The following is a 22523-nucleotide window of genomic DNA, read 5'->3' as shown; positions in this document are numbered from 1 at the left end:
TGACATGACGGCCTTTATACAAAGTCTCGAATGAATCGGCCGTGGCGCGTGACATAGAGCCGCGCGGGGCTTTCAAAGGGCAGTGACGGATCACCTATCATGAGTTTTGTGACATCTTCGAGAACCGTGCGTGTGATTTTCGGCATGTTCAGACTGGAAAGCGCTGTCATGTCAAGCCATTGCACATTGTGCAGCTCATCTGAATCCCTGATTAGCCGGGTATCCAGCCGCAACTCGTCGGCGTAACAGCAAAAGAATCGCGTGTCGTAACGCCTGATATTGCCGGGCGGGGTGATTGCGCGCGCCACATATCGAAAACGCGAAAGATCCGGACCATCAGCGTCCATGCCCATATCGACGCCGGTTTCCTCCACGAGCTCGCGCGCGGCGGCAAGCGCCAGCGCTCGTGCCCCGGCAGCGCTCAGGCGGCGCGCGGCAGACGTGGTGAGGCTGCGCAGCACGGCGGGGTGCAGATCGCCGGAGAAGGGCAGGGCGTGGTCGCGTGGATCGCGTTTGCCACCGGGAAACACGTAAGCGCCGGGCATGAATATGTGGGCATTACTGCGCCGGCCCATCAGCACGCGAATAGCAGGGCCGGAACGATCAAACAGGATGATTGAGGCGGCATCGCGCGGCCGCAACGGGCCGCTCGCCGCCTGGGTGCTCGAGGGAAGCTCGGACACGTTCAAATTCCCGTCCGCCGTCAGTGGGAGGAGCCGTCTATCTGCACTTTTGGCTGTTTTCCGTCGAAGCCGTGCATTCTAAGTGCCCATTGCAGGCCGATGACGCCACCCTTGATCGGTTGCAGCGTCAGAAGCGCGGCCAGAATGGTGATAGGCACCCAGATGGCGAAGTGTACCCACATGGGAACGGAAAGCACGAGATCGGTCATCATGAAGCCGCCAACGGCGATATGGCCGATGATGACGATGGAAATATAGGGCGGCAGGTCGTCGGAGCGGTGATGATGCATTTCCTCGCCGCAGGCCGCGCAATTGTCCACCGGCTTCAGGAAGGCCCGAAACAGGCGACCGCTGCCACAGGCCGGGCAGCGATTGGCCATGCCCCGCATGATCGAGCGGCCAAGCGGACGCTCCGCGCTTCCATCTCCGAAGGTAACCGTTTCCGAGCCCTGATTTGCACTCATCCTGAAGTCCTTCTCCCGTTTGTCTTAACCGCTTGACGCGGTCTTGTTACCGACGTCCTCTCGGCGGCCTTGTTCCCGGCTTGGCGGAAGGACGTGATGTCCGCCGGCCTGCCTTGTGGAACGACCGCGAGCCGACCGGCATCTTGCGCCCCGGGCTCAGCATTTCAAACCGCAGCGCACCAGCCAAGGGTACCGCTTCTGCAAGCCGCACCTGAACCGTATCGCCGAGTTGATAACCGAGACCCGTCTTTTCCCCCGTCAGAGCCTGATGGGCTTCGTCGTAGAGGAAATAGTCGGTTCCAAGTGTAGATATAGGAACAAACCCGTCGGCGCCAAACTGCGGCAGCGCGACAAATAGTCCCGCCTTGGTGACACCCGCGACGCGGCCATCGAACTCCTCACCGACGCGCTCGGAAAGATGGTGCGCGATCAGCCGGTTGATGGTGTCGCGCTCTGCGGCCATGGCGCGGCGCTCGAAGGTCGAGATTTCGGCGGCGATATCGTCCAGCGTCGCCTCTTCCTGCGGGGTGATGCCGCCTTCGCCGAGGCCTAGCGATCCGACCAGCGCCCGATGCACGATCAGGTCGGCATAACGGCGGATCGGTGAGGTGAAATGCGCGTACTTCATCAGGTTGAGGCCGAAATGGCCGATATTTTCCGGGCTGTAGATCGCCTGGCTCTGGCTGCGCAGCACCATCTCGTTGACCATGATCTGGTGCGGCGTGTCGAGTGCGCGCGCCAGAATGCCGTTGAAGGAATTGGCGCGCATCGCGACACCCTTGGCCATGGAAATGCCGATGGTGCCGAGGAATTCGCGCAGCACTTCCTGCTTGGTAAGTGTGGGGGCGTCATGCACGCGGTAGACCAGCCGCTGCTTTTTCTTTTCCAGGGTCTCTGCGGCGGCGACGTTCGCCTGGATCATCATTTCCTCGATCAGCTTGTGCGCGTCGAGGCGTTCGGGAATGACTACCTTGTCCACAGTGCCGTCGGGCCTGAGCTGGATCTTGCGCTCCGGCATGTCGAGTTCCAGCGGCTGGCGGCGATCGCGGCCGCGCTTCATCACGGCATAGGCGTGCCACAGCGGCTTCAGGATCGGCTCCAGCAGCGTGCCGGTCTTGTCGTCCGGGCGGCCGTCGATGGCGGCCTGCGCCTGCTGGTAGGAGAGCTTGGCGGCACTCTTCATCATGATGCGATGGAAAGTGTGGCTCGCCTTGCGGCCTTCCTTCGAGAAGGTCATCCGCACAGCAAGGGCAGGACGGTCGACGCCTTCCTTCAGCGAGCAGAGATCGTTGGAGATGCGTTCCGGCAGCATCGGCACGACACGATCAGGGAAATACACGGAGTTACCACGCTTCAGCGCCTCGCGGTCGAGCGGTGCGCCTGATCGCACATACCAGGACACGTCGGCGATAGCGACGGTGACGATCACTCCATCAGGATTGTCGGGCGAGGGGTCGAGTTCGGCATAGACCGCGTCGTCATGGTCCTTGGCATCGGCCGGATCGATCGTGATCAGCGGCAGGTCGCGCCAGTCTTCGCGGTGAGACATGGTCGCGGGTTTTGCGGCATCCGCCTCGGCCAGAACATTCGGCGGGAAGATGTGCGGAATACCGTGGGCATGGATCGCGATCATCGAGATCGCCTTTTCCGAGGCGACTGAGCCGACGACCGAAAGAACCTTTGCGCGCGTCAGGCCGTAACGACCGCTGTTGCGCGAGGTTTCCACCTCGATCAGGTCGCCGTCCTTGGCATCGCCCACACCCTCGGGGTCGATGACCATTTCCTCGCCGCGCCGGTCGATCGGCATCAGGCGTCCGCCGCCGCCTTCCGTTTCCTTGAACACGCCAAGCAGTGCGTTCTGACGACGGTCGATCAGCTTGACGACGCGGGCCGTGTAGGCCGGGCCGACGCTGTCCTTGGACGGGAATATTTTTGCCAGAATGCGATCGCCGAGACCGGCGGCAGGGGCTTTCTTACTGCGATCCTGCGAAGACTGGCGGATGAGCACGGCGGGGGCCGCGCCCTGATCTTCAGGCCATTCGGCAGGCCGGCCGATCAATTCGCCGTCCTTGTCGCGGGTGGTGATGTCGAGAACCGTCACCGGCGGCAGGCCACCCGGTCGCGTCAGCGTCTTGCGGCTCTTCTGCACCATGCCACCGGTTTCAAGCTCCTTTAGCAGTGCCTTGAGCACAACGCGGTCGTCGCCTTTCAGCCCAAAAGCCTTGGCGATTTCGCGCTTGGAGGCCTGCTGCGGATGCTCGGCGATGAATTTCAGCAGCACTTCGCGGGAAGGCACCTCGCCATGGATGATGCCTTCACCTTCATTTGCCCGCTTGCCGCGCCCGGTACGTCCGAAGCCGTCGCTGGCGGAACCCTGTCTCTGACGCGGCGCCTTGCTCACGATTCTGCCTTCTTGGGTTTGGCTGCGGCCTTCGGCTTGGCAGCCGTCTTGCTTTTCGTTGCGGCCTTGGCTTTTGTCGCCTTCGGCTTTGCGGCTGTGTCGCCATCGGCCTTCTTGGCAGCAGTTTTCTTGGCCTTGGCGGGCTTGCCGCCGGTTCCTGTCTTGGCGATACGCTCGGCAATCAGCACCAGCGATTCGTCCAGCGTCACGGAGGTCGGATCCTGCCCCTTTGGAATGGTGGCGTTAACTTTGCCCCAGTTGACGTAAGCGCCGTAACGCCCGTCGCGGACGGTGATCGGGCCGCCATCGGGGTGATCACCCAGTTCCTTCAGCGCCGCAGGCGTGCCGTTGCGGCCGCGCCCCGGTCCCTTGCTCTGCTTCTCGGCAATGACGGTAACGGCACGGTTGAGGCCGATCGAGAACACGTCTTCGATGCTTTCGAGGTTCGCATAGGAACCGTCATGCAACAGAAAGGGTCCGTAGCGGCCAAGCCCGGCGGAAATCATCTTGCCGGTTTCGGGGTGCTTGCCGATATCGCGCGGCAGGTTGATGAGCGCCAGCGCCTTTTCGTAGTCGATGTCCTCAGGCTTCCAGCCCTTGGGCAGCGAGGAGCGCTTGGCTTCCTTGCCATCGCCGCGCTGGATGTACGGGCCGAAACGGCCAGACCGAAGCGTCAACTCCTCGCCGGTCATCGGATCGGCACCCAGCGCTTTCGGCTCGTTGGATACGGAAGCTTCGGCTTCCGAGCCATCGGACGTGAGCTGGCGGGTGAAGTTGCACTCCGGATAATTGGAGCAACCGACGAAAGCGCCATATTTGCCGAGCTTCAGCGAAAGGTTGCCGGTGCCGCAAACCTGACAGATGCGCGGATCGGAACCGTCCTCACGCTTGGGGAAGACCAGCGGGGCCAGAACTTCATTGAGCGCATCCAGCACGTTGGTAACGCGCAATTCCTTGGTATCTTCGATCTGCGCGAAGAAATCCTTCCAGAAATCGCGCAGCACCTGCTTCCAGTCCAGTTCGCCCGCGGAAATGCGGTCGAGCTTTTCTTCCAGATCGGCGGTGAAGTCGTATTCGACATATTTGGCAAAGAAGCTTTCGAGGAAAGCCGTCACCAGCCGTCCGCGCGAATGGGGAATGAGCTTGCGCTTGTCGATGATGATATATTCGCGGTCGCTTAGCGTCTTCAGTGTCGCCGCATAGGTGGAAGGACGGCCGATGCCGAGTTCTTCCATCTTCTTGATGAGCGATGCTTCCGAATAACGCGGCGGCGGCTCGGTGAAGTGCTGGCTGGCGTTGATCTTCTGCTTGGCGAGGTTCTCGCGCGCATTGATCTGCGGCAGGCGGCCTTCATCGTCACCGTCGTCGCTCTGCTCGCCATCTTCTTTCTGGTCGGTATAGGCGGCAATGAAGCCGTCGAAGCGGATGACGGAACCGACGGCACGAAGCCCGGCCTTTTCACCGTCCTTGTCGGCAAGGATTTCCACCGTGGTACGTTCGATTTCGGCAGATGCCATCTGGCTCGCAATGCCGCGCTTCCAGATCAGGTCGTAAAGACGCAACTGGTCGGCATCGAGGTAACGCTTCACCTGATCCGGTGTGCGGTTAAAATCGGTCGGACGGATAGCTTCGTGCGCTTCCTGCGCGTTCTTTGCCTTGGTCGAGTAGAAGCGTGCTTTTTCCGGCACATAGCGGTCGCCGAACTGCTCGCCGATGGCGCGGCGTGCGGCATCGATCGCTTCCGGCGCCATCTGCACGCCGTCGGTACGCATATAGGTGATCAAACCAACGGTTTCGCCGCCGATGTCGATACCTTCATAAAGCTTCTGGGCCACCTGCATGGTGCGCGAGGCCGAAAAGCCCATGCGCGAGGAGGCAGCCTGCTGCAGCGTCGAGGTGGTGAAGGGCGGCCCGGGATTGCGCTTGACGGGTTTCGCCTCGACCGTATCGACAATATAGGTCGCGCCTTCCAGGAGCGCCTTCAGGCGGTTGGCGTCATCTCCTGTCTTGATCGAACGGCCTTGCAGCTTCTTGCCATCGGCGGAAACCAGCTTCGCCTCGAACTCGTCACCGCGCGGTGTCTTCAACAGCGCGCTGATGTTCCAGTATTCCTCGGAGACGAAACGCTCGATCTCGGCTTCGCGGTCGCAGACGAGACGCAGCGAAACGGACTGCACGCGGCCGGCGGAACGGGCGCCCGGCAGCTTGCGCCACAAAACCGGCGACAGGTTGAAACCGACGAGATAATCCAGCGCACGGCGGGCAAGATAGGCATCGACCAGCGGCACGTCGATGTCGCGCGGGTTCGCCATCGCGTCCAGTACCGCCTTTTTGGTGATGGCGTTGAAGACCACGCGCTTCACCGGCTTGTCGCCGAGAACGCGCTTCTTCTTCAAGAGATCAAGCACATGCCAGGAAATCGCTTCACCCTCGCGATCCGGGTCGGTTGCGAGAAACAGGCCGTCGGAGGATTTCACCGCGTCGGCAATGTCCTTCATGCGCTTGGCGGATGCGCTATCGACCTCCCAGGACATTTCGAAGTCCTGGTCGGGCAGCACAGATCCGTCCTTGGCAGGAAGGTCCCGGACGTGGCCAAAGGATGCAAGAACCTTGTAGCCCGGACCAAGATACTTGTTGATCGTCTTGGCTTTGGCAGGAGATTCTACGACGACGACATTCATATTGTTTTTTCTCTGGAACTGGTCCGTTAACATAGCCGGATCACGGCATAATGCCGCAATTCGCCTTCTTTATAATTCGACATGGACAGGTAATGCGCGCGGGTCAAGAGGCAAGCCCGATTTTATCGCTCCAAGGCAATTGCAACCTATGGATAATCTGTCGTTGTATTGCAATCTTTGGTAAATTTGTTATAGTGACCAACATGATTTGAATTGACGTAATGATCTTTGTTTCAGGTTGAAATTCCAGGATAGATATATGGTCCCGAACGCAACAAACAATAATGCCGATAATGAAGGGACCAGAGAGAACTTGGCTTACATTCGCCAGATGCTCGCGGAACTGAGGCTCGTCGCCAATCGCGAGGGCGCCGACATGCTGTGCTATCTGATTGAAATGGCCTATGTGGAAGTCGGCGATATCCAGAGCGGGCGGCGCAAGCTATCAATCCGCGAGGAGCGAAACCCGCCCCCCGGCGTGCCGGTTTAACCGCCCGGCAATATCGAGTTCCAGCAGCACCATGTGAACCGTGGCCGCGGAAAAACCCGTGTGGCGAATGATGTCGTCCGTTTCGACGGGCGAGTGCCCGAGAGCGGCGGCAACGATGCTGCGCTCGTCATCTCCGGGCGGTGACATTTCCTCATCGGGTCGTGGTTCCTCGACCTTGCGGTCATAGGGCAATTGCGGTTCCATCAGCGGTCGTAGCGCATCGAGAATATCGGCCGCCCCCGTGGTCAGCATCGCGCCTTCCTTGATCAGCCGGTTGGTGCCTTCGCAGCGCGCATCGAGTGGGGAGCCTGGCACGGCGAAAACCAGCCGGCCCGCTTCGCCGGCAAGCCGCGCCGTGATCAGCGAACCGGATCGTTCCGCCGCTTCCACTATGACGACGCCGAGTGAGACGCCTGATATCAGCCGGTTGCGGCGGGGGAAATCCCGCGCGCGTGGCTCCCAGCCGAAGGGCATTTCGCTGATCGTCGCGCCGCCCTGTTCGTAGATGTCCTGCAAGAGCCCGAAATTTTCCTGAGGGTAGGGACGGTCGAGACCGCCCGCCAGCATGGCCACCGTGCCGGTTGCAAGGCTGGCCCGGTGCGCTGCCGCATCGATGCCGCGCGCCAGCCCGGATGCGATCGTATAGCCCGCACGACCGCAATCGCGCGCCAGCATCGCGGCGAATTTCGCGCCGTTGATGGAGGCGTTGCGTGATCCGACGATGCCGACGCAAGGTCTTGTTGCGGTGGATGCTGATCCCTTCATGGCGATCAGTGGCGGCGCGCCGTCGAGCTGTCGCAGGGCAGGCGGATAGTCCGGCTCACCGATGCCGACGAAGCGAGCGCCGAATCTTTCAGCCGTTTCGATTTCGCCTTCCGCTTCCGCCTGTGTGGCAATGCGCGGGCTGCGCAATGAACCGCCGCGCCTTGAAAGCTCGGGCAGGGCAGAAAGCGCTTTTTCAGCGCTGCCAAAATGATTGATGAGTTCGCGGAAGGTGACGGGGCCGATATTGTCGCTGCGGATCAGCCGAAGCCATGCGACCCGCTGCCGCGCGGAAAGCTCTATGCCCTGCCGTGTCGTTTCCTCATGCGGCATGACGTATCCCTAAAGCTGGCCTTAGCCCTTTTGCCCGATCCTGCTTTCCGTGCCGGCCAGAAGCCGTGCGATGTTTTCCCGGTGTTTCCACCAGGAAATCACGCTCAGCAACGTTACCAGAAGCGCCGTCTTTTCAGGCCCGACTATCCATAGGGCGACCGGGATCACAAGCATGGCAACCAGCGCCGACAGCGAGGAATACCGGGTGATGAACGCGGTTGCGAGCCAGATCAGCGCAAAAGCCAGCATCATCAGGGGGGCAGCGCCTAAAAGCACGCCGATATAGGTCGCCACGCCCTTGCCGCCCTTGAAACCGAGCCACACCGGAAACAGATGGCCGAGAAAGGCAAAGAAACCGGCAACCAGCGACGCCTCGTAACCCCAGAGCGCATTGGCGACGAGCACTGCGGCGGTGCCCTTCAGCGCATCGAGCAGCAATGTCGCTGCGGCGAGCTTCTTGTTGCCGGTGCGCAGCACATTGGTGGCGCCAATATTGCCGGAACCAATCTTGCGCACATCGCCCAGCCCCGCCATGCGGGTAAGAAGCAGGCCGAAGGGTATCGAGCCGAATAGGTAGCCAATCAGCGCCGCAAGCGCGAGAAGGGCAGGCGCCGTCTGCCAGTCAGTCAAAGCACTCATTCAACGTTCCCTCTCGTCGCGCGCCTGCGTGATCCCATGCCCGTGATCTTATGCCAAGGAATGAACCGCTTTGCCAGCCACATAAGTGGCGACAGCGCGGCCGCTGAAACGGGCATCCTCAAACGGCGTATTCTTGGATTTCGACACCAGTTGATCTCTCGCAACCAGCCAAGGCTCGTCCAGGTCGATCAGCGTGATATCAGCCTTCGCGCCGGCATTAAGCGTTCCCGCATCCAGTCCGAAGATTTTCGCCGGGCGGGTGGAAAGCGCATCGATCAGCCGCATCAGCGGAACCTCGCCGCTATGGTGAAGGCGAAGCGCCGCCGCCAGCATGGTTTCCAGCCCCACCGCACCGCTTGCCGCATCCGAAAAGGGCAGGCGCTTGGTGTCCACGTCCTGCGGGTCGTGCGAGGAAACGATGATGTCGATCGTGCCATCCTTCAGCGCCTCGACCATGGCCTTGCGGTCGTCTTCGGCGCGCAAGGGAGGTGAGAGCTTGAAGAAGGTACGGTATTCGCCGATATCGTTCTCGTTCAGCGTCAGATGGTTGATCGAGATGCCGCAGGTCGCCTTGACGCCCCGCTGCCGGGCAAGACGGATCGCTTCTGCCGACTCCGGCACGGAAATCTTGGCGGCGTGATAGATCGCTTGCGTCAGACCGGCAATGCGCAGGTCGCGCTCCAGCGGAATGATCTCGGCTTCCTTGGGGATTCCGGACAGACCGAGCCAGCTTGCGAAAAGCCCCTCGTTCATGTCGCCGCCGCCGATATATTTGTCGCGGGTCTCAAGTGCAATCACCGCACCCAATTCGCGCGCATAGGTCATGGCGCGGCGCAGCACCAGCGTGTCGGAAAGCGCCCTGCGGCCATTGGTGAAGGCAACCGCACCGGCTTCCTTCAGCATGCCGATCTCGGTCATTTCCTCGCCGTTGAGGCCCTTGGTCAGGGCTGCGGCGGGATGCACATTGACGAGCGCCTTGTCGCGTGCCGCCTTTTTTACATATTCGACCAGCGCAATGTCGTCGATAACGGGGTCGGTGTCCGGCATGACGATGATGCTGGTGACGCCGCCGGCCGCTGCCGCGCGCGAAGCGGATTCGATCGTTTCACGGTGTTCGCCACCCGGCTCACCGACAAAGACGCGGGCATCCACCAGACCGGGAACGGCCAGCAGCCCCTTGCAGTCGCGAACCGTCGCACCCTCGGGCACACCCTGGTTGTGTGCCTGCCCGCCGGAGGCGAGGATCGTGCCATCGGCACCGATGACGATGCTGCCCACCTCGTCCAGATTGCGGGAGGGATCAACGATGCGAAGGTTTTTGAGAACGGTCACGGCACTCATACGCGCTCACCCTGATTTTGCGAGACAAGCAGGGTTTCCATGACAGCCATGCGCACGGCAACCCCCATTTCCACCTGGCTTTCGATGACGCTCTGCGGACCATCAGCCACTTCGGATGAGATTTCCACGCCACGGTTCATCGGGCCGGGATGCATGACCAGCGCATCTTCTTTCGCTGCCTTCAACTTTTCGGCATCGAGACCGTAATAGTGGAAATATTCGCGCACCGAAGGCACGAAGGAGCCGGACATGCGCTCGCGCTGCAGGCGCAGCATCATCACCACATCGGCGTTCTTCAGGCCTTCCTTCATGTCATGGAAGACCTCGACGCTCATGTCGCGGATACCGGAGGGAAGAAGCGTCGCGGGAGCCACGACGCGCACGCGCGCGCCCATCTGGTTGAGCAGGATGATGTTGGAGCGGGCAACGCGCGAATGCAGTACGTCGCCGCAGATCGCCACCGTTATTCCCGAAAGATCACCCTTGGCGCGGCGAATGGTCAGCGCGTCGAGAAGGGCCTGCGTCGGGTGTTCATGCTGGCCGTCGCCGGCATTGACCACGGAGCAGGCAACCTTCTGCGCGAGAAGGGCTGCGGCACCGGCCGAGGAGTGACGCACGATCAGCACATCGGGGCGCATGGCGTTCAGCGTCATCGCCGTGTCGATCAGCGTTTCGCCCTTCTTCACCGAGGAATTGCTGACCGACATGTTCATCACATCGGCGCCAAGACGTTTTCCGGCAAGTTCGAAGGAGGATTGTGTCCGGGTCGAAGCTTCGAAGAACAGGTTGATCTGCGTGAGGCCCCGAAGCGTCGAGGTTTTTTTCTCGCGCTGACGGCTGATTTTCACCGCTTCGTCGGCCTTGTCGAGAAGCAGGGTTATATCCTGATGGGAAAGCCCCTTTATGCCGAGGAGATGGCGGTGGGGAAAATAGACCATGGAAATTGTCCTCCGGGTCGCAATAGTCAACGGGTCTATAAAGACAGGTGGCTTTGCGGGCAAGCATGCGATAAGCCGGGTTTTGGCATATACACGCAATAAAGCACGAATCCCGATAGAAGGATGCGAATGACAGGCATGAACCGGACAGAAGAATCGCTCGCCGAACTAAACCAGCCTAGCCTATGGTCCGGTATCAATGCCTATCGTTCCGATCCGCTGATCGTCGACCTCACATCCGGCCTGTCACGCAATCTGAGGGACGAGTTCGACCAGCTCGGCCGTTACGTCACCTCGCACGAAGCGCAGGAACTGGCGCGCATGGCCAATCAGGGCGTGCCGCAGCTGCACACGCATGGCCCGCGCGGGGAACGTCTCGATCAGGTTGAGTTCCATCCCGCATGGCACGCACTGATGCGCCGTTCCATGTCATCGGGTCTTCATTCCAGCGTCTGGGAAAATGCGGCTGAGACGCGCGGCAATGAACACAAGGCGCGCGCCACCAAATTTTATCTGACCTCGCAGCTCGAGGCCGGGCATCTGTGCCCCTTGACCATGACCAGCGCCTCCGTTGCCGCCATCATGACCTCGTCGCGTGTGCAGAAGGAATGGGTGCCGAAGATACTGTCGCGGAAATATGATTCCTCGCAGAAGCCGGCCTTGCAGAAAACCGCCGTCACCGTCGGCATGGGCATGACGGAAAAACAGGGCGGCACGGATGTGCGCGCCAACCGCAGCACGGCGGAGCGGGTGGGCGAGGGCATCTATCGCCTGTCCGGCCACAAATGGTTCTTGTCCGCGCCGATGAGCGACGGTTTCGTCATGCTGGCGCAGATGGGCGACGGCATGGGCTGTTTCCTGGTGCCGCGTTATCTGGAAGACGGTTCCGCGAACGGCCTGCACTTCCAGCGCCTGAAGGACAAGCTCGGCAACCGCTCCAACGCCTCCGCCGAAGTCGAGTTCACCGATGCTTTCGGTTATCTTTTGGGTGAACCGGGCAGCGGTGTGCGCACCATTCTCGACATGGTGACGCTGACGCGGCTCGACTGCGCGCTGGCATCATCAGGCATGATGCGCGCTTCGCTCGCCGAAGCCGTGCATTTCGCACGCGGCCGTTCCGTCTTCGGCAAGACGCTGGTCAGCCAGCCGATCATGACGCGCGTTCTCGCCGATATGGCGCTGGATGTCGCAGCCGCGACGGCACTTTCCTTCCGGCTGGCATCGGCATTCGATGCCGCCCGCAACAATGCCGCCGAGGCGGCCTATGCGCGGGTGATGACGCCGATTGTGAAATACTGGTGCTGCAAGATCGCGCCGGCGTTGATTTACGAGGCGATGGAGTGCCTTGGCGGCAACGGATATGTGGAAGAACGGCCGATTGCCCGCCACTACCGCGAAGCGCCGGTCAATGCCATCTGGGAAGGCTCCGGCAACGTCATGGCGCTGGATGTGCTGCGTGTTCTTCAGCGTGGCAAGGATCTGTTCGATCTCGTTTTCCAGACGCTGGAGCGCGATCTCGGACCCGCCGGCAAAAAGACCACTGATGTACTGCGCGCCGCAATCGCGCTTGCCGAACGCGATGAGGGTGCTGCCCGCCTGCTGGTGGAGCAATTCGCACTTGCTGCCGCTGCCGCCGAGCTTTGCCGGCTCGGTGCCGGCAAGATCGCAGACGCCTTCCTCGAAACCCGTCTGGCGGGTGGTTGGCGACATACTTACGGCATGCTCGATTCTCGCTTTGATCCGAATTATATAATCGATTTATTGTATCCGCCCGCGTCCTGACCGATAAAGGGTGGAAGGCTGTTGTTGCAGTCCCTGTGGGAGGGGTATCGGATTTGAGAAAAGGCGTTGGCGTGGGGCGTATTTCTGTCTTTCAGTCGTCGGGCGCGTGCGCGCGCATGGAGATGGAGGGCGATAGAAGATGCTGACCTTCCGCTCCGCCCGTCCTGAAGATGAAGAGGCGCTCTACGCCATCAGTCTTGCCACCGGCGATGCCGGGCGGGATGCCACCCCGCTTTATCGCGATGGCCGCATGGTGGGGCATATCTATTCCGTGCCTTATCTGCATCTGTGGCCCGATGCCGTTTTTGTGGCGGAAGACGAAGAGGGTGTCTGCGGTTACATCGCCGGCGCGCTCGATACCGCCTTGCATGATGAGCGGCTGGAGCGCGAGTGGTGGCCGCATCTGCGCGCCCTTTATCCCGACCCCGTTGGCGACCAGCAAACATGGGACGCCGATCAGCGCCGTGCACATTTCATCCACCACCCGCGCCACACGCCAACCTGGCTGACCGATCCGTTTCCGGCCCATATCCACCTGAACCTTCTGCCACGCACACAGGGCAAGGGCGGCGGCACGCGGCTTTTGTCGCGCTGGCTCGATATGGCGAGACAAAACAACGTCTATGGCATCCACCTCGGCGCCAGCGAGCGCAACCAGGCGGGTATTCGCTTTTGGGAAACCCGCGGCTTCAAACGTCTCGAAACCCACGACACACCAGGCACCGTGTGGTTTGGAATGGCGCTGGAGTGATTATTTGCGGGGTACGGGTCCTCGATCTTCATTCATCCACAGGAACCTTCTCCCCAGCCGCTGCGCTGCATTGTCCTCGTCTTCATGCTTTGTTAACCCGTTGGGTCAGGCCTTTTAAAAGACGGGTAGGGAAGTATGCTGGCGACCGCAGAGGTGATTTCAGCCGACAAGCCGGAAAAGCGCATCAAGGATCGCGCTGCGACCGAAAAGGCGATTTTTGAGGCGGCCCGGTCGCTTCTGGCCGAAGAGGGCTTTCAGGGTTTTGGCATCAATGCCGTTGCCCGCCGCGCCGGATGCGACAAGCAGCTGATCTACCGTTATTTCGGCGGTCTGGAAGGGTTGATCGAGGCGATCGGTGAGGATCTCGGATCCTGGGTAAAGGACCGTATTCCTGAAGATACCGGTGGCATGTTCCTGTTGACCTATGGCGATCTCATGGAAAAGCTGGCGCTTTATTTCATGGATGCGCTGCGCAGCGATCCTCTCGTCTGCAAGATCATTGCCTGGGAAGTGTCGGATGGCTCGCCGCAGGTCAGGCAGCTTGCCGAAGCCCGTGCCAAATCGCTCGGCAAATGGCTGGAGCGCATGCGCGGATCGCTGGCAGCACCCAAGGGCGTAGATACCGCAGCCGTCAATGCCGTGTTGTTCGCCGCCATCCAGCATCTCGTGATTTCCGCCGCCACCAGCGGCCAGTTCGCCGGCGTGCCGTTGAAGTCGGACAAGGACTGGGACAAGATTGCGACCGCCGTCAAAAGACTGGTGCGCGGCGTTTACGGCTGAGCGCGGCGTAACGAGCCGGGCGAGACGGTCGCCTTAACAAAATCGGCCGTTATTTGACGAAAAATCAACCATGTTTTCAACGGTCCGGCAACCTTGCGGCATCGCATGCCGTTGGCTTCGTGAGGGGTGTTTTCCACAGCCGGACCCGCCATCGTTAACCATACCGACAGCTTTCATTTGCTTAGCCATGGCTACCGGTCCAGTGTGAATTAACACAATGTTAACCATGCGCAATGACTGCGTATAAGGGAGCCGCAAGTGAGCCGCTGGACAGCTTTGGGCGTCATGATGACGTTTTTTGCTATGCTGCCGTTGGATATTGACGCGCCAGCGTTTAACCTTTGCCTGATGGCTCTGGTGCGCTGGGCGGTGCTTGCTGGCATTCCCGATACGATTTTCACGCGGGAGCAGACTGCATGAAGTGGTTTTTGATCCTCTGGGCCGGTCCCGTTGCATTGCTCGGCAGCTGGTACTGGCTATCCTATTACGACTTGAGCCTCGGCTTCTTCATGCTGACGCGCCAGACGCATGATCTGGTATTCCAGATTTACGGCAATATCCTCGGCCTGCCGCCGGAAAGCCTGCCGCCGCTGGTCGCGCGCGCCATAGCGGTCGACAGCCTGATCGTTTTTGCGATCCTTGCTTTCCGCAAGCGAAAACAGATTGCCAATTGGTGGCAGGGACGTCAGCCCGTTGCGCGGGCGAGTGCCGAAAGCCTGTCCAGCGCGCCCTGAAGAATGAAGCTTGCGGCTGCCGAATCGATGCGTTCGGCCCGTTTGGCGCGTGAGACATCCATTTCCAGAAGCACACGTTCGGCGGCGACCGTTGAAAGCCGTTCATCCCAGAAAATGAAGGGCAGGGCGGTTTTCTCCCCCATGGTACGAACGAACGCGCGTGTTGCCTGCGCGCGTGGTCCGGCCGATCCATCCATGTTTATGGGCAGGCCGATGATGAAAGCGGATACTTTTTCCTTTTCGGCAAAGGCCAGCAGCACCTCGGCATCCCGAGTGAATTTGACCCGTTTGATGACGGGGCGCGGCGTGGCGAAGCGCCGCGACAGGTCCGACATGGCAAGTCCGATGGTTTTCGTCCCAAGGTCGAGGCCCGCAATCGCCTGTGCCGGCTGAAGCGTTTCCGCGAGCTCCTCGATGGTAAGTATCGCCATGTCGTACGCTGTCCCTTATCTTTTGCGGACGAATTCGGTGCGCAGCACCAGACCCTTGACCGTCTCGTGCCTGCAATCGATTTCTTCCGGATTTCCGGTCAGGCGGATCGATTTGATGACAGTGCCCTGCTTGATGACCGTATTGGTGCCTTTGACCTTCAGATCCTTGATCAGCGTTACCTGGTCACCATCCGCAAGCACGTTGCCTGCCGCATCGCGCACTTCGTTCGCGCGCGAAGCTTCTGCGGCCAGCTCGGACGCAGGCCGCCATTCGCCGGTCGCCTCGTCATACACGTAATCGTCATTATCCGCGGCCATTGTCGCCTCTCTGAAATATCGGTAGTGCGGTTGTTCAAGCCGTCCTATGTCATAATATACGGGCAATACAAAGGAGAACTTCCCATGAAAATCACCTGGCTCGGCCATTCCGCCTTCCGCCTTGAAAACGGCAGCGCGAAGATCCTTATCGATCCGTTTTTCACCGGCAATCCCGGTTTTGCCGGACAGGATGCGAAAAGCGCGGCTGAAGGCATCACCCATATTCTCCTGACCCACGGCCACGGCGATCATGTGGGGGATACCGTCCAGCTTGCTCGCGAAACGGGCGCGACAGTGCTTGCCAATGCCGATCTCGCCGCCTGGCTTTCCACCAAGGGCGTGGCGAAGGTCGATATGGGTAATACCGGCGGCACGGTACATTTCGACGGTTTTTCCGTAACCTTCACCAATGCGCTGCATTCGTCCGCTCAGATCACCGAGGATGGCGTTTCCCATTCACTCGGCAACGCCAATGGACTGATGCTGCATTTCGAAGACGGTCCGGCCGTCTATCATATGGGCGATACGGATATTTTCTCCGACATGAAGCTCATCAACGAATTGCACCAGCCGGATATCGGTCTCGTGCCAATCGGCGACCGCTTCACCATGGGTGGTGCGGTGGCTGCACTCGCCTGCCAGCGCTTTTTCAAATTCGCCAACGTCATTCCCTGCCACTACGGTTCCTTCCCGATCGTTGACCAGACGCCGGAGAAGTTCGTGGCCGGCATGGAAGGCTCGGATGCGCGCGTCCACACGCCGAAGCCGGGTGAAATACTGTCCTTCTGACATTTTGCTGACGCATGTCGCTACAGCAAAACCGCTACACAGTTTTACGCGACATGCTTTCTACCGTTGCGAATGGCGGACATGGTGATTATAGCGGTTAGGAAAATTCTGACCGGAGTAGAACCATGTCCGTCGATCTAGCCACCGTAAAGCGCGTTGCGCGCCTTGCCCGTATCGCTGTTACTGAAGACGAAGCACAAAATATGCTTGGCCAGTTGAACGGCATACTCGGTTTCGTGGAGCAGCTTTCGGAAGTGAATGTTGACGGCGTCGAGCCGATGACCTCCGTTACCCCCGTGGATATGAAAAAGCGTGCCGACGTCGTCACCGACGGCAACAAGGCGGAAGACATCGTCGCCAATGCGCCTGCTACAGACCGGGACTTCTTCATGGTTCCGAAAGTGGTCGAGTAATCCGACCGCCGTTTGCCGCCCGATTTTTTCAAGATTTCGAAAGCCGTTGCCGACCATGACCGACCTGACGAGCCTGACCATTGCCGAAGCCCGCGAAAAGCTCAAGGCGAAAGAGTTTTCCGCCCTCGAGCTGACCGACGCCTATATTGCCGCCATCGACGCCGCCAACGGCGCGCTGAACGCCTATGTTGCCTTGACGCCTGAAAAAGCGCGCGACATGGCGAAAGCCTCCGATGGCCGCATCGCCGCAGGCGCGGCGGGCGAGCTGGAAGGCGTTCCGCTTGGCGTGAAAGACCTTTTCGCCACCCGTGACGTGCACACGCAGGCGTGTTCGCATGTTCTCGATGGCTTCAAGCCGAAATACGAATCGACCGTCACCCAGAACCTTTGGGACCAGGGCGCCGTCATGCTCGGCAAGCTCAACATGGACGAGTTCGCCATGGGCTCGTCCAACGAAAGCTCCTGGTACGGTCCGGCCATCAACCCCTGGCGCGCCAATGGCTCAGAGCAGAAGCTCGTGCCCGGTGGCTCCTCCGGCGGTTCGGCCGCAGCCGTTGCCGCGCATCTGTGCGCCGGCGCCACGGCAACCGACACCGGCGGCTCCATCCGCCAGCCAGCGGCCTTTACCGGCACCGTCGGCATCAAGCCTACTTATGGCCGTTGCTCGCGTTACGGCATCGTTGCTTATGCTTCCTCGCTCGATCAGGCCGGCCCGATCGCACGTGACGTGCGCGACGCCGCTATCCTGTTGAAGACGATGGCGAGCGTTGACGCAAAGGATACGACCTCCGTCGACCTGCCGGTGCCGGATTACGAAAAGGCCATCGGCCAGTCGCTCAAGGGCCTGAAGATCGGTATCCCCAGGGAATATCGCGTCGATGGCATGCCGGAAGAAATCGAAAAGCTCTGGGCAAAGGGCGTCGAATGGCTGCGCGATGCCGGTGCCGAAGTGGTCGATATCTCGCTGCCGCACACCAAATACGCGCTTCCTGCCTATTACATCGTCGCGCCCGCGGAAGCTTCGTCCAACCTCGCTCGTTATGACGGCGTACGTTACGGCCTGCGCGTCGACGGCAAGGACATTGCCGACATGTACGAGAAGAGCCGTGCAGCCGGTTTCGGCAAGGAAGTGCAGCGCCGTATCATGGTCGGCACCTACGTGCTTTCAGCCGGTTATTACGACGCCTATTACCTGAAGGCGCAAAAGGTCCGCACGCTGATCAAGCGCGATTTCGAAAACGTCTTCCATGAGGGCGTCGACGCCATTCTGGCGCCGATTACACCGTCTTCCGCCTTCGCTGTCGGCGATGAGGAACTCGCTTCCGATCCCGTCAAGATGTACCTCCAGGACGTCTTCACCATCACGGTCAACATGGCCGGTCTTCCCGGCCTCTCGGTGCCTGCCGGCCTGGACGGCAAGGGCCTGCCGCTCGGCTTGCAGCTCATCGGCAAGCCTTTCGAAGAAGAGACGCTCTTCAAGACGGCGCATGCCATCGAGCAGGCTGCCGGCAAGTTCACCCCCGCCAAGTGGTGGTAAGCGGCTGAACAAAAGCTCTATAATTGTCACGGGCGGCATCAAGTGCCGCCCGTTTGTTTTTATCGATTGTCCAGCTCACCCCGTACGAGTTCCAAGCCACGCGTCGTGATGCGGTAAGGCTTGCCGCCTGACGAGGCGATGGCTCTCTTCCGTTTCAGTTTGCGGAAGGTGAGGAGATCGAGGCCGCTGAAAATCCAGCCGTCGCGCGTATAGAGCGCGAGTTTTTCGATTTTGTGATGATCGTCTCGAACGAGTTCGATGCTGCCGCCCTGGGCGAGCAGGTGAAGAATGCGCTGTTCGGCGCGGGAAATGTCCATTGTCGGAAATCCGGTCGGCGTCTTCTAGACGCATGAAAACAAGTCCGGGTGCCGTTAAGGCATCCAGGTCGGTTTCATAATGGCCCGGCGCGCAAGAAACTTGCGGGCAGGGCCGTTAGCGGGACTCCGATTGAGCGAACATAAAAGCTCCTTGTTTGCTCTTTTTGGTTAGCGGGGGAGACCTGCGCGGTCAAGTCCCACGGGCATCACCCGACCGGGCGGGCAGGGCGGTGTGGAAACCGCACTGGCCGAATCGCACCGCCGGTGCTTTACTTCGTTGGGCCATGGAGGGCGCGGCTTGATCGTCATTCGCAATGCGCAGGAGCAGGAAGCGGAGGTTCTGGCAGCCATCGGCCTCAGGGCATGGCGGCAGGCCACAACCGCGCTCGGCATTACCGCGACGCTTTACGATAACGCAGCCAGTGCCTTTTCCAATTTCACCCGCTCGTCCTGGCTTGCCATCCGCGTGGCCGAGTTCGGCGGCGCGGTTGCCGGATGGGCGGCACGGGAACATTTCAACGAGGCGATTTCCGATTTCTGGATCGATCCGGATTTTCAGCGCAGGGGTATAGGCAGCCTCCTGCTTGCGGATATCGAACGGCAGATATTGCAACGTGATTTCGAAACCATCCGGCTTGAAACCCATGCGCAGAACGAACCGGCGGTCGCCTTTTTCCGTCATCACGGTTACAGCGTCCACTGGCTCTCCGTCTCCTATGCGCCGAAGCTTGATCGCGACGTGCAATCCGTCGGCCTGCAAAAGCAGCTGGTCGAGGTCGAGAGCGGCCTTTATGGGCCGGGGTTCTGAGAGAGCGTCTGCAGACCGGTTACAAGCCGTATCGGCCAGTCCGGCATGATGGCGAGGGACGCGACAAGGCCCACCTGTAAAATTACGATGGATATCAGGATGCTGCGGAAGGGTTCCTTGCGGGTTTTGTGGCGCAGCAGTTGTTGAGCCGAGACTGCGCCCAAGCTGCCGCCAATAAAAGCAAGCAATAACAGAGTACTTTCCCGAATGCGCCAGCCACCCTTTCTCGCCGCCTCCTTGTCCCACCAATAGACAAGAAAGACGAAAAGATTGAAGGCCATATAGGTCATGAAGCAGAGAGCGATCATGGTCATGACGTGAATTGAAACTGAGAACCGTAAAAAACGCGTATCCGGTTCCGGCGAAAATCCGGTGCCTGGCGCGACAGGGTGCAAGATGTCTTGCGCCCGCGCTCCATTTGTTCTACCCACCAAGGCCAAAGAACCCGTATATCGTGAGCTTCATATGACCCTTGTAGACGTGCGCACCCCCGACCCGAAACGCTTCATTCCCGGCGCCACCGGCGATTGGGAAATCGTGATCGGCCTGGAGGTGCATGCGCAGGTTCTCTCCAATTCCAAGCTGTTTTCCGGCGCTTCGACGACTTTCGGCAATGCGCCGAACTCCAACGTGTCGCTGGTGGACGCCGCCATGCCCGGCATGCTTCCCGTCATCAACGAGGAATGCGTCAAGCAGGCGGTGCGCACCGGTCTCGGCCTGAAGGCCAAGATCAACAACCGTTCGATCTTCGACCGCAAAAACTACTTCTATCCGGATTTGCCGCAGGGCTACCAGATTTCGCAGTTCAAGGACCCGATCGTCGGTGAGGGCATCATCACGATTTCGCTCGGTCCGGATCGTCAGGGCAATTTCGAGGACATCGAGATCGGCATCGAGCGCCTGCATCTGGAGCAGGACGCCGGCAAGTCCATGCACGACCAGCACCCGACCATGTCCTTCGTGGACCTGAACCGTTCGGGCGTGGCGCTGATGGAAATCGTCTCCAAGCCCGACATGCGCTCGTCAGATGAGGCAAAGGCCTATCTCACCAAGCTGCGGTCCATCGTGCGTTATCTCGGCACCTGCGACGGCAACATGGACGAAGGCTCGATGCGCGCCGACGTCAACGTCTCCGTGCGCCGTCCCGGCGAAGGTTTCGGCACGCGCTGCGAGATCAAGAACGTCAACTCCATCCGCTTCGTCGGCCAGGCCATCGAATATGAGGCGCGCCGCCAGATCGCCATTCTCGAAGACGGCGGTGTCATCGATCAGGAAACTCGCCTGTTCGATCCCGGCAAGGGTGAGACGCGTTCCATGCGCTCCAAGGAAGACGCGCATGACTATCGCTATTTCCCTGATCCAGACCTGCTGCCGCTTGAATTCGACGATGCTTTCGTCGAGGCGCTGAAGGTCGATCTGCCGGAACTGCCTGATGACAAGAAGGCCCGTTTCGTCGCCGATCTTGGCCTGTCGGTCTACGACGCCTCGATCCTCGTTTCGGAAAAGGCGATCGCCGATTATTACGAGTCGGTTGCTGCCGGCCGCGACCCGAAGGCCGCCGCCAACTGGGTCATCAACGATCTTCTCGGTGCGCTGAACAAATCAGGCAAGGACATCGAGACGACGCCGGTTTCTCCCGAACAGCTGGGCGGCATTATCGATCTCATCAAGTCCGAGACCATTTCCGGCAAGATCGCCAAGGATGTGTTCGAAATCGTCTGGAACGAGGGCGGCAACCCGGCCGAAATCGTCGAGACGCGCGGCATGAAGCAGGTGACGGATACCGGCGCCATCGAAAAGGCCGTGGACGAGATCATCGCCGCCAACCCAGATCAGGTCGAGAAGGTGAAGGCGAAGCCGGCGCTTGCCGGCTGGTTCGTCGGCCAGGTCATGAAGGCGACGGGCGGCAAGGCCAACCCGCAGGCCGTGCAGGCGCTGGTGAAGGCCAAGCTCGGCATCGAGGACGAGTAAGCGGACGCTGCTTCCCGTGCCTGTACAAAGGCATTGAAGTAGCAAGTTCTCATCCGTCATTCTCGGCATAAGCCCGAGGATGACGTCGAGCACTGGGACTGACATTGATTTATGCCGGGATCACGCCCGGCATTTCTGTTTCGAGACGGAGCAAACATCATGTTTTTCATACGCACGGCAAGCCAGCGCGATATCGAGCCGGTCCGGGCGCTTCTGGCTACCACCTGGCATGCGACCTACGACGCGATCTACGGCGCAGACAAGGTGAAGGAGCTGATTGCCGCATGGCATTCGCCACAGGCCATGAAGGACCGCATCGAGAAAAAGGGCGGCGAATTTCTGGTGGCCGACAATGGCCGGCAGATCGGCGGTATGGCTTATGCTTCCATGTCTGCGAAGATGAGCAAGACAGCCCTGTTGCACCAGCTTTATGTTGGACCTGAATTCCAGCGTCAGGGCGTCGGCCGCGATCTCTTCGCCGAGCTTGAAACCTGCTTTCCGGATGCGGAAATCATGCGTCTGGAAGTGGAGCCCAAAAATACTGTCGCAATAGCCTTTTATGAAGGCGTCGGATTTACCGAGGTTGACCGAATCGAGCGCATGGCGGGTATCGATGGTTTTCCCGGTATCGTCATGGAAAAGAGCCTGAAACGATGAATGCGACATTAGATACGCTGATAATCCGCGCGGCACGGCAAGAGGATGTTCCCGCACTCGCGGCCATCTATGCCGCTGACGAAATCGGAGGCCACGGCGATACGGCCGACGAATCGGCGCTGCCGGACTATCTCGCGGCCTTCCGGGATATCGAGGCGTCCCCCACCGAGACGCTTTACGTGGCGGAACTGGACGGCGAGATCGTCGGCACTTTCCAGACGGCCATCCTGACCAAGCTTATCGGGCGCGGCGCCAAATCCATGGTGATTGAAGCGGTGCAGACGCGGCCCGACATGCGCGGCCGTGGCATCGGCGCAGTCATGATCAACTATTGCCTTGATGAAGCGCGCGCCAAGGGCATGAAAGCCGTGCAGCTCACCTCCAACGTGGCGAGGCTCGATGCCCATCGCTTTTACGAGCGGTTGGGTTTCGAAAAGCGGCATCTCGGTTTCAGGATGAAGCTGAAATAGCGCGGATATATCGGGAAATACTGGACAATCGCC

General features: G+C 60.1%; 25 protein-coding genes. 13 read left to right on the top strand and 12 right to left on the bottom strand.

All coding sequences use genetic code 11. The annotated features are described in order from the left end of the window. Positions 1–14: 14 nt before the first annotated feature. From AC5SEO_RS13610 to topA, 4 genes are read right to left on the bottom strand one after another with little or no spacing between them, the layout of a single operon-like run. Positions 15–683 carry an NUDIX domain-containing protein gene (locus tag AC5SEO_RS13610; protein WP_112152896.1) on the bottom strand — a complete coding sequence of 223 codons (669 nt, stop codon included), beginning with the start codon at positions 681–683 and terminating at the stop codon, positions 15–17. A gap of 20 nt (positions 684–703) precedes the next feature. Continuing rightward, on the bottom strand, positions 704–1147 hold the full coding sequence (locus tag AC5SEO_RS13605; protein ID WP_003512717.1) for a DUF983 domain-containing protein: 444 nt from the start codon (positions 1145–1147) through the stop codon (positions 704–706). 46 nt (positions 1148–1193) lie between these two features. Further along, on the bottom strand, positions 1194–3548 hold the full coding sequence (gene rnr, locus AC5SEO_RS13600; protein ID WP_174068301.1) for a ribonuclease R: 2355 nt from the start codon (positions 3546–3548) through the stop codon (positions 1194–1196). Next, positions 3545–6229, bottom strand: coding sequence for a type I DNA topoisomerase (gene topA / locus AC5SEO_RS13595; RefSeq protein ID WP_174068302.1), 2685 nt, complete (start codon positions 6227–6229; stop codon positions 3545–3547). The genes rnr and topA overlap by 4 nt, the downstream gene beginning before the upstream one ends. A 259-nt stretch (positions 6230–6488) precedes the next feature. On the opposite strand from topA, the gene AC5SEO_RS13590 reads away from it, so the two are divergent. Further along, positions 6489–6719: a hypothetical protein gene (locus AC5SEO_RS13590; protein ID WP_019565491.1), complete on the top strand. Its 231-nt coding sequence runs from the start codon at positions 6489–6491 to the stop codon at positions 6717–6719. On the opposite strand, the gene dprA is transcribed toward AC5SEO_RS13590, so the two are convergent. From dprA to AC5SEO_RS13570, 4 genes are read right to left on the bottom strand one after another with little or no spacing between them, the layout of a single operon-like run. Further along, on the bottom strand, positions 6675–7814 hold the full coding sequence (gene dprA, locus AC5SEO_RS13585) for a DNA-processing protein DprA (RefSeq protein ID WP_025593273.1): 1140 nt from the start codon (positions 7812–7814) through the stop codon (positions 6675–6677). The two genes, AC5SEO_RS13590 and dprA, sit on opposite strands and share 45 nt — an antisense overlap. 21 nt (positions 7815–7835) lie before the next feature. Beyond that, entirely contained in the window at positions 7836–8453 is a 618-nt protein-coding gene (plsY, locus tag AC5SEO_RS13580; protein ID WP_003512722.1) for a glycerol-3-phosphate 1-O-acyltransferase PlsY, read from the bottom strand. Positions 8454–8501: 48 nt separating this feature from the next. Continuing rightward, positions 8502–9794 (bottom strand): dihydroorotase, encoded by a 1293-nt coding sequence (locus AC5SEO_RS13575; RefSeq protein ID WP_003512723.1) that lies wholly within the window; start codon positions 9792–9794, stop codon positions 8502–8504. Then, on the bottom strand, positions 9791–10732 hold the full coding sequence (locus AC5SEO_RS13570) for an aspartate carbamoyltransferase catalytic subunit (protein WP_003512724.1): 942 nt from the start codon (positions 10730–10732) through the stop codon (positions 9791–9793). Before AC5SEO_RS13570 ends, AC5SEO_RS13575 begins: the two co-directional genes overlap by 4 nt. Positions 10733–10861: 129 nt before the next feature. On the opposite strand from AC5SEO_RS13570, the gene AC5SEO_RS13565 reads away from it, so the two are divergent. The 5 genes from AC5SEO_RS13565 (at position 10862) to AC5SEO_RS13545 (ending at position 14779) form a co-directional block, all read left to right on the top strand. Next, positions 10862–12514 (top strand): acyl-CoA dehydrogenase family protein, encoded by a 1653-nt coding sequence (locus AC5SEO_RS13565; protein WP_025593276.1) that lies wholly within the window; start codon positions 10862–10864, stop codon positions 12512–12514. A gap of 139 nt (positions 12515–12653) precedes the next feature. After that, positions 12654–13265: a GNAT family N-acetyltransferase gene (locus AC5SEO_RS13560; protein ID WP_111799020.1), complete on the top strand. Its 612-nt coding sequence runs from the start codon at positions 12654–12656 to the stop codon at positions 13263–13265. 135 nt (positions 13266–13400) lie between these two features. Further along, positions 13401–14045 carry a TetR/AcrR family transcriptional regulator gene (locus tag AC5SEO_RS13555; RefSeq protein WP_003512728.1) on the top strand — a complete coding sequence of 215 codons (645 nt, stop codon included), beginning with the start codon at positions 13401–13403 and terminating at the stop codon, positions 14043–14045. 258 nt (positions 14046–14303) lie between these two features. Then, positions 14304–14465 carry a hypothetical protein gene (locus AC5SEO_RS13550; protein WP_013635969.1) on the top strand — a complete coding sequence of 54 codons (162 nt, stop codon included), beginning with the start codon at positions 14304–14306 and terminating at the stop codon, positions 14463–14465. Continuing rightward, on the top strand, positions 14462–14779 hold the full coding sequence (locus AC5SEO_RS13545) for a DUF6105 family protein (RefSeq protein WP_174068303.1): 318 nt from the start codon (positions 14462–14464) through the stop codon (positions 14777–14779). The genes AC5SEO_RS13550 and AC5SEO_RS13545 overlap by 4 nt, the downstream gene beginning before the upstream one ends. On the opposite strand, the gene ruvX is transcribed toward AC5SEO_RS13545, so the two are convergent. Next, a complete protein-coding gene (gene ruvX / locus AC5SEO_RS13540; protein WP_003512731.1) occupies positions 14731–15210 on the bottom strand; it encodes a Holliday junction resolvase RuvX in 480 nt (159 codons plus the stop codon). The two genes, AC5SEO_RS13545 and ruvX, sit on opposite strands and share 49 nt — an antisense overlap. A 15-nt stretch (positions 15211–15225) precedes the next feature. After that, on the bottom strand, positions 15226–15528 hold the full coding sequence (locus AC5SEO_RS13535; protein WP_025593281.1) for an alkylphosphonate utilization protein: 303 nt from the start codon (positions 15526–15528) through the stop codon (positions 15226–15228). An 84-nt stretch (positions 15529–15612) separates the two neighbouring features. Here AC5SEO_RS13535 and AC5SEO_RS13530 point away from each other — a divergent pair, with 84 nt between their 5' ends. From AC5SEO_RS13530 to gatA, 3 genes are all read left to right on the top strand, one after another. Next, positions 15613–16317 (top strand): metal-dependent hydrolase, encoded by a 705-nt coding sequence (locus tag AC5SEO_RS13530; protein WP_003512733.1) that lies wholly within the window; start codon positions 15613–15615, stop codon positions 16315–16317. Between the two features lie 125 nt (positions 16318–16442). After that, the gene (gene gatC / locus AC5SEO_RS13525; protein ID WP_003512734.1) at positions 16443–16730 is read left to right on the top strand and encodes an Asp-tRNA(Asn)/Glu-tRNA(Gln) amidotransferase subunit GatC; all 288 of its coding nucleotides are present in this window, start codon (positions 16443–16445) and stop codon (positions 16728–16730) included. Positions 16731–16785: 55 nt separating this feature from the next. Continuing rightward, entirely contained in the window at positions 16786–18267 is a 1482-nt protein-coding gene (gene gatA, locus AC5SEO_RS13520; protein ID WP_003512742.1) for an Asp-tRNA(Asn)/Glu-tRNA(Gln) amidotransferase subunit GatA, read from the top strand. 59 nt (positions 18268–18326) lie between these two features. Here the strand turns inward: gatA and AC5SEO_RS13515 are convergent, their stop codons facing one another. Beyond that, a complete protein-coding gene (locus AC5SEO_RS13515; RefSeq protein WP_003512746.1) occupies positions 18327–18584 on the bottom strand; it encodes a YjhX family toxin in 258 nt (85 codons plus the stop codon). A 298-nt stretch (positions 18585–18882) separates the two neighbouring features. Here AC5SEO_RS13515 and AC5SEO_RS13510 point away from each other — a divergent pair, with 298 nt between their 5' ends. After that, the gene (locus AC5SEO_RS13510) at positions 18883–19392 is read left to right on the top strand and encodes a GNAT family N-acetyltransferase (RefSeq protein ID WP_003512748.1); all 510 of its coding nucleotides are present in this window, start codon (positions 18883–18885) and stop codon (positions 19390–19392) included. Here the strand turns inward: AC5SEO_RS13510 and AC5SEO_RS13505 are convergent. Beyond that, the gene (locus AC5SEO_RS13505; protein WP_025593287.1) at positions 19374–19706 is read right to left on the bottom strand and encodes a DUF1294 domain-containing protein; all 333 of its coding nucleotides are present in this window, start codon (positions 19704–19706) and stop codon (positions 19374–19376) included. The two genes, AC5SEO_RS13510 and AC5SEO_RS13505, sit on opposite strands and share 19 nt — an antisense overlap. A 151-nt stretch (positions 19707–19857) precedes the next feature. Here AC5SEO_RS13505 and gatB point away from each other — a divergent pair, with 151 nt between their 5' ends. The 3 genes from gatB (at position 19858) to AC5SEO_RS13490 (ending at position 22490) form a co-directional block, all read left to right on the top strand. Further along, a complete protein-coding gene (gene gatB / locus AC5SEO_RS13500; RefSeq protein WP_065688244.1) occupies positions 19858–21363 on the top strand; it encodes an Asp-tRNA(Asn)/Glu-tRNA(Gln) amidotransferase subunit GatB in 1506 nt (501 codons plus the stop codon). Between the two features lie 159 nt (positions 21364–21522). Next, positions 21523–22020: a GNAT family N-acetyltransferase gene (locus AC5SEO_RS13495; protein ID WP_003512751.1), complete on the top strand. Its 498-nt coding sequence runs from the start codon at positions 21523–21525 to the stop codon at positions 22018–22020. Continuing rightward, positions 22017–22490, top strand: coding sequence for a GNAT family N-acetyltransferase (locus AC5SEO_RS13490; RefSeq protein WP_174068304.1), 474 nt, complete (start codon positions 22017–22019; stop codon positions 22488–22490). Before AC5SEO_RS13495 ends, AC5SEO_RS13490 begins: the two co-directional genes overlap by 4 nt. The last annotated feature ends 33 nt before the right edge of the window (positions 22491–22523 follow it).

The organism is Agrobacterium sp. K11, assembly GCF_059429395.1.
Note: the sequence above shows the minus strand (reverse complement) of the source record. Positions and strands in the feature narration are given on the sequence as shown.

Excerpts from the sequence above, each read along its gene's own strand:
- AC5SEO_RS13570 (WP_003512724.1), bottom strand. The coding sequence starts at position 10,732 with ATGGTCTATTTTCCCCACCGCCATCTCCTCGGCATAAAGGGGCTTTCC.
- ruvX (WP_003512731.1), bottom strand. The coding sequence starts at position 15,210 with ATGGCGATACTTACCATCGAGGAGCTCGCGGAAACGCTTCAGCCGGCA.
- AC5SEO_RS13545 (WP_174068303.1), top strand. The coding sequence starts at position 14,462 with ATGAAGTGGTTTTTGATCCTCTGGGCCGGTCCCGTTGCATTGCTCGGC.
- AC5SEO_RS13555 (WP_003512728.1), top strand. The coding sequence starts at position 13,401 with ATGCTGGCGACCGCAGAGGTGATTTCAGCCGACAAGCCGGAAAAGCGC.
- gatA (WP_003512742.1), top strand. The coding sequence starts at position 16,786 with ATGACCGACCTGACGAGCCTGACCATTGCCGAAGCCCGCGAAAAGCTC.
- AC5SEO_RS13530 (WP_003512733.1), top strand. The coding sequence starts at position 15,613 with ATGAAAATCACCTGGCTCGGCCATTCCGCCTTCCGCCTTGAAAACGGC.
- AC5SEO_RS13535 (WP_025593281.1), bottom strand. The coding sequence starts at position 15,528 with ATGGCCGCGGATAATGACGATTACGTGTATGACGAGGCGACCGGCGAA.
- gatB (WP_065688244.1), top strand. The coding sequence starts at position 19,858 with ATGACCCTTGTAGACGTGCGCACCCCCGACCCGAAACGCTTCATTCCC.
- AC5SEO_RS13560 (WP_111799020.1), top strand. The coding sequence starts at position 12,654 with ATGCTGACCTTCCGCTCCGCCCGTCCTGAAGATGAAGAGGCGCTCTAC.
- AC5SEO_RS13490 (WP_174068304.1), top strand. The coding sequence starts at position 22,017 with ATGAATGCGACATTAGATACGCTGATAATCCGCGCGGCACGGCAAGAG.
- dprA (WP_025593273.1), bottom strand. The coding sequence starts at position 7,814 with ATGCCGCATGAGGAAACGACACGGCAGGGCATAGAGCTTTCCGCGCGG.
- topA (WP_174068302.1), bottom strand. The coding sequence starts at position 6,229 with ATGAATGTCGTCGTCGTAGAATCTCCTGCCAAAGCCAAGACGATCAAC.
- AC5SEO_RS13495 (WP_003512751.1), top strand. The coding sequence starts at position 21,523 with ATGTTTTTCATACGCACGGCAAGCCAGCGCGATATCGAGCCGGTCCGG.
- AC5SEO_RS13515 (WP_003512746.1), bottom strand. The coding sequence starts at position 18,584 with ATGGACATTTCCCGCGCCGAACAGCGCATTCTTCACCTGCTCGCCCAG.
- AC5SEO_RS13605 (WP_003512717.1), bottom strand. The coding sequence starts at position 1,147 with ATGAGTGCAAATCAGGGCTCGGAAACGGTTACCTTCGGAGATGGAAGC.
- gatC (WP_003512734.1), top strand. The coding sequence starts at position 16,443 with ATGTCCGTCGATCTAGCCACCGTAAAGCGCGTTGCGCGCCTTGCCCGT.
- AC5SEO_RS13565 (WP_025593276.1), top strand. The coding sequence starts at position 10,862 with ATGACAGGCATGAACCGGACAGAAGAATCGCTCGCCGAACTAAACCAG.
- plsY (WP_003512722.1), bottom strand. The coding sequence starts at position 8,453 with ATGAGTGCTTTGACTGACTGGCAGACGGCGCCTGCCCTTCTCGCGCTT.
- AC5SEO_RS13590 (WP_019565491.1), top strand. The coding sequence starts at position 6,489 with ATGGTCCCGAACGCAACAAACAATAATGCCGATAATGAAGGGACCAGA.
- AC5SEO_RS13505 (WP_025593287.1), bottom strand. The coding sequence starts at position 19,706 with ATGACCATGATCGCTCTCTGCTTCATGACCTATATGGCCTTCAATCTT.
- AC5SEO_RS13575 (WP_003512723.1), bottom strand. The coding sequence starts at position 9,794 with ATGAGTGCCGTGACCGTTCTCAAAAACCTTCGCATCGTTGATCCCTCC.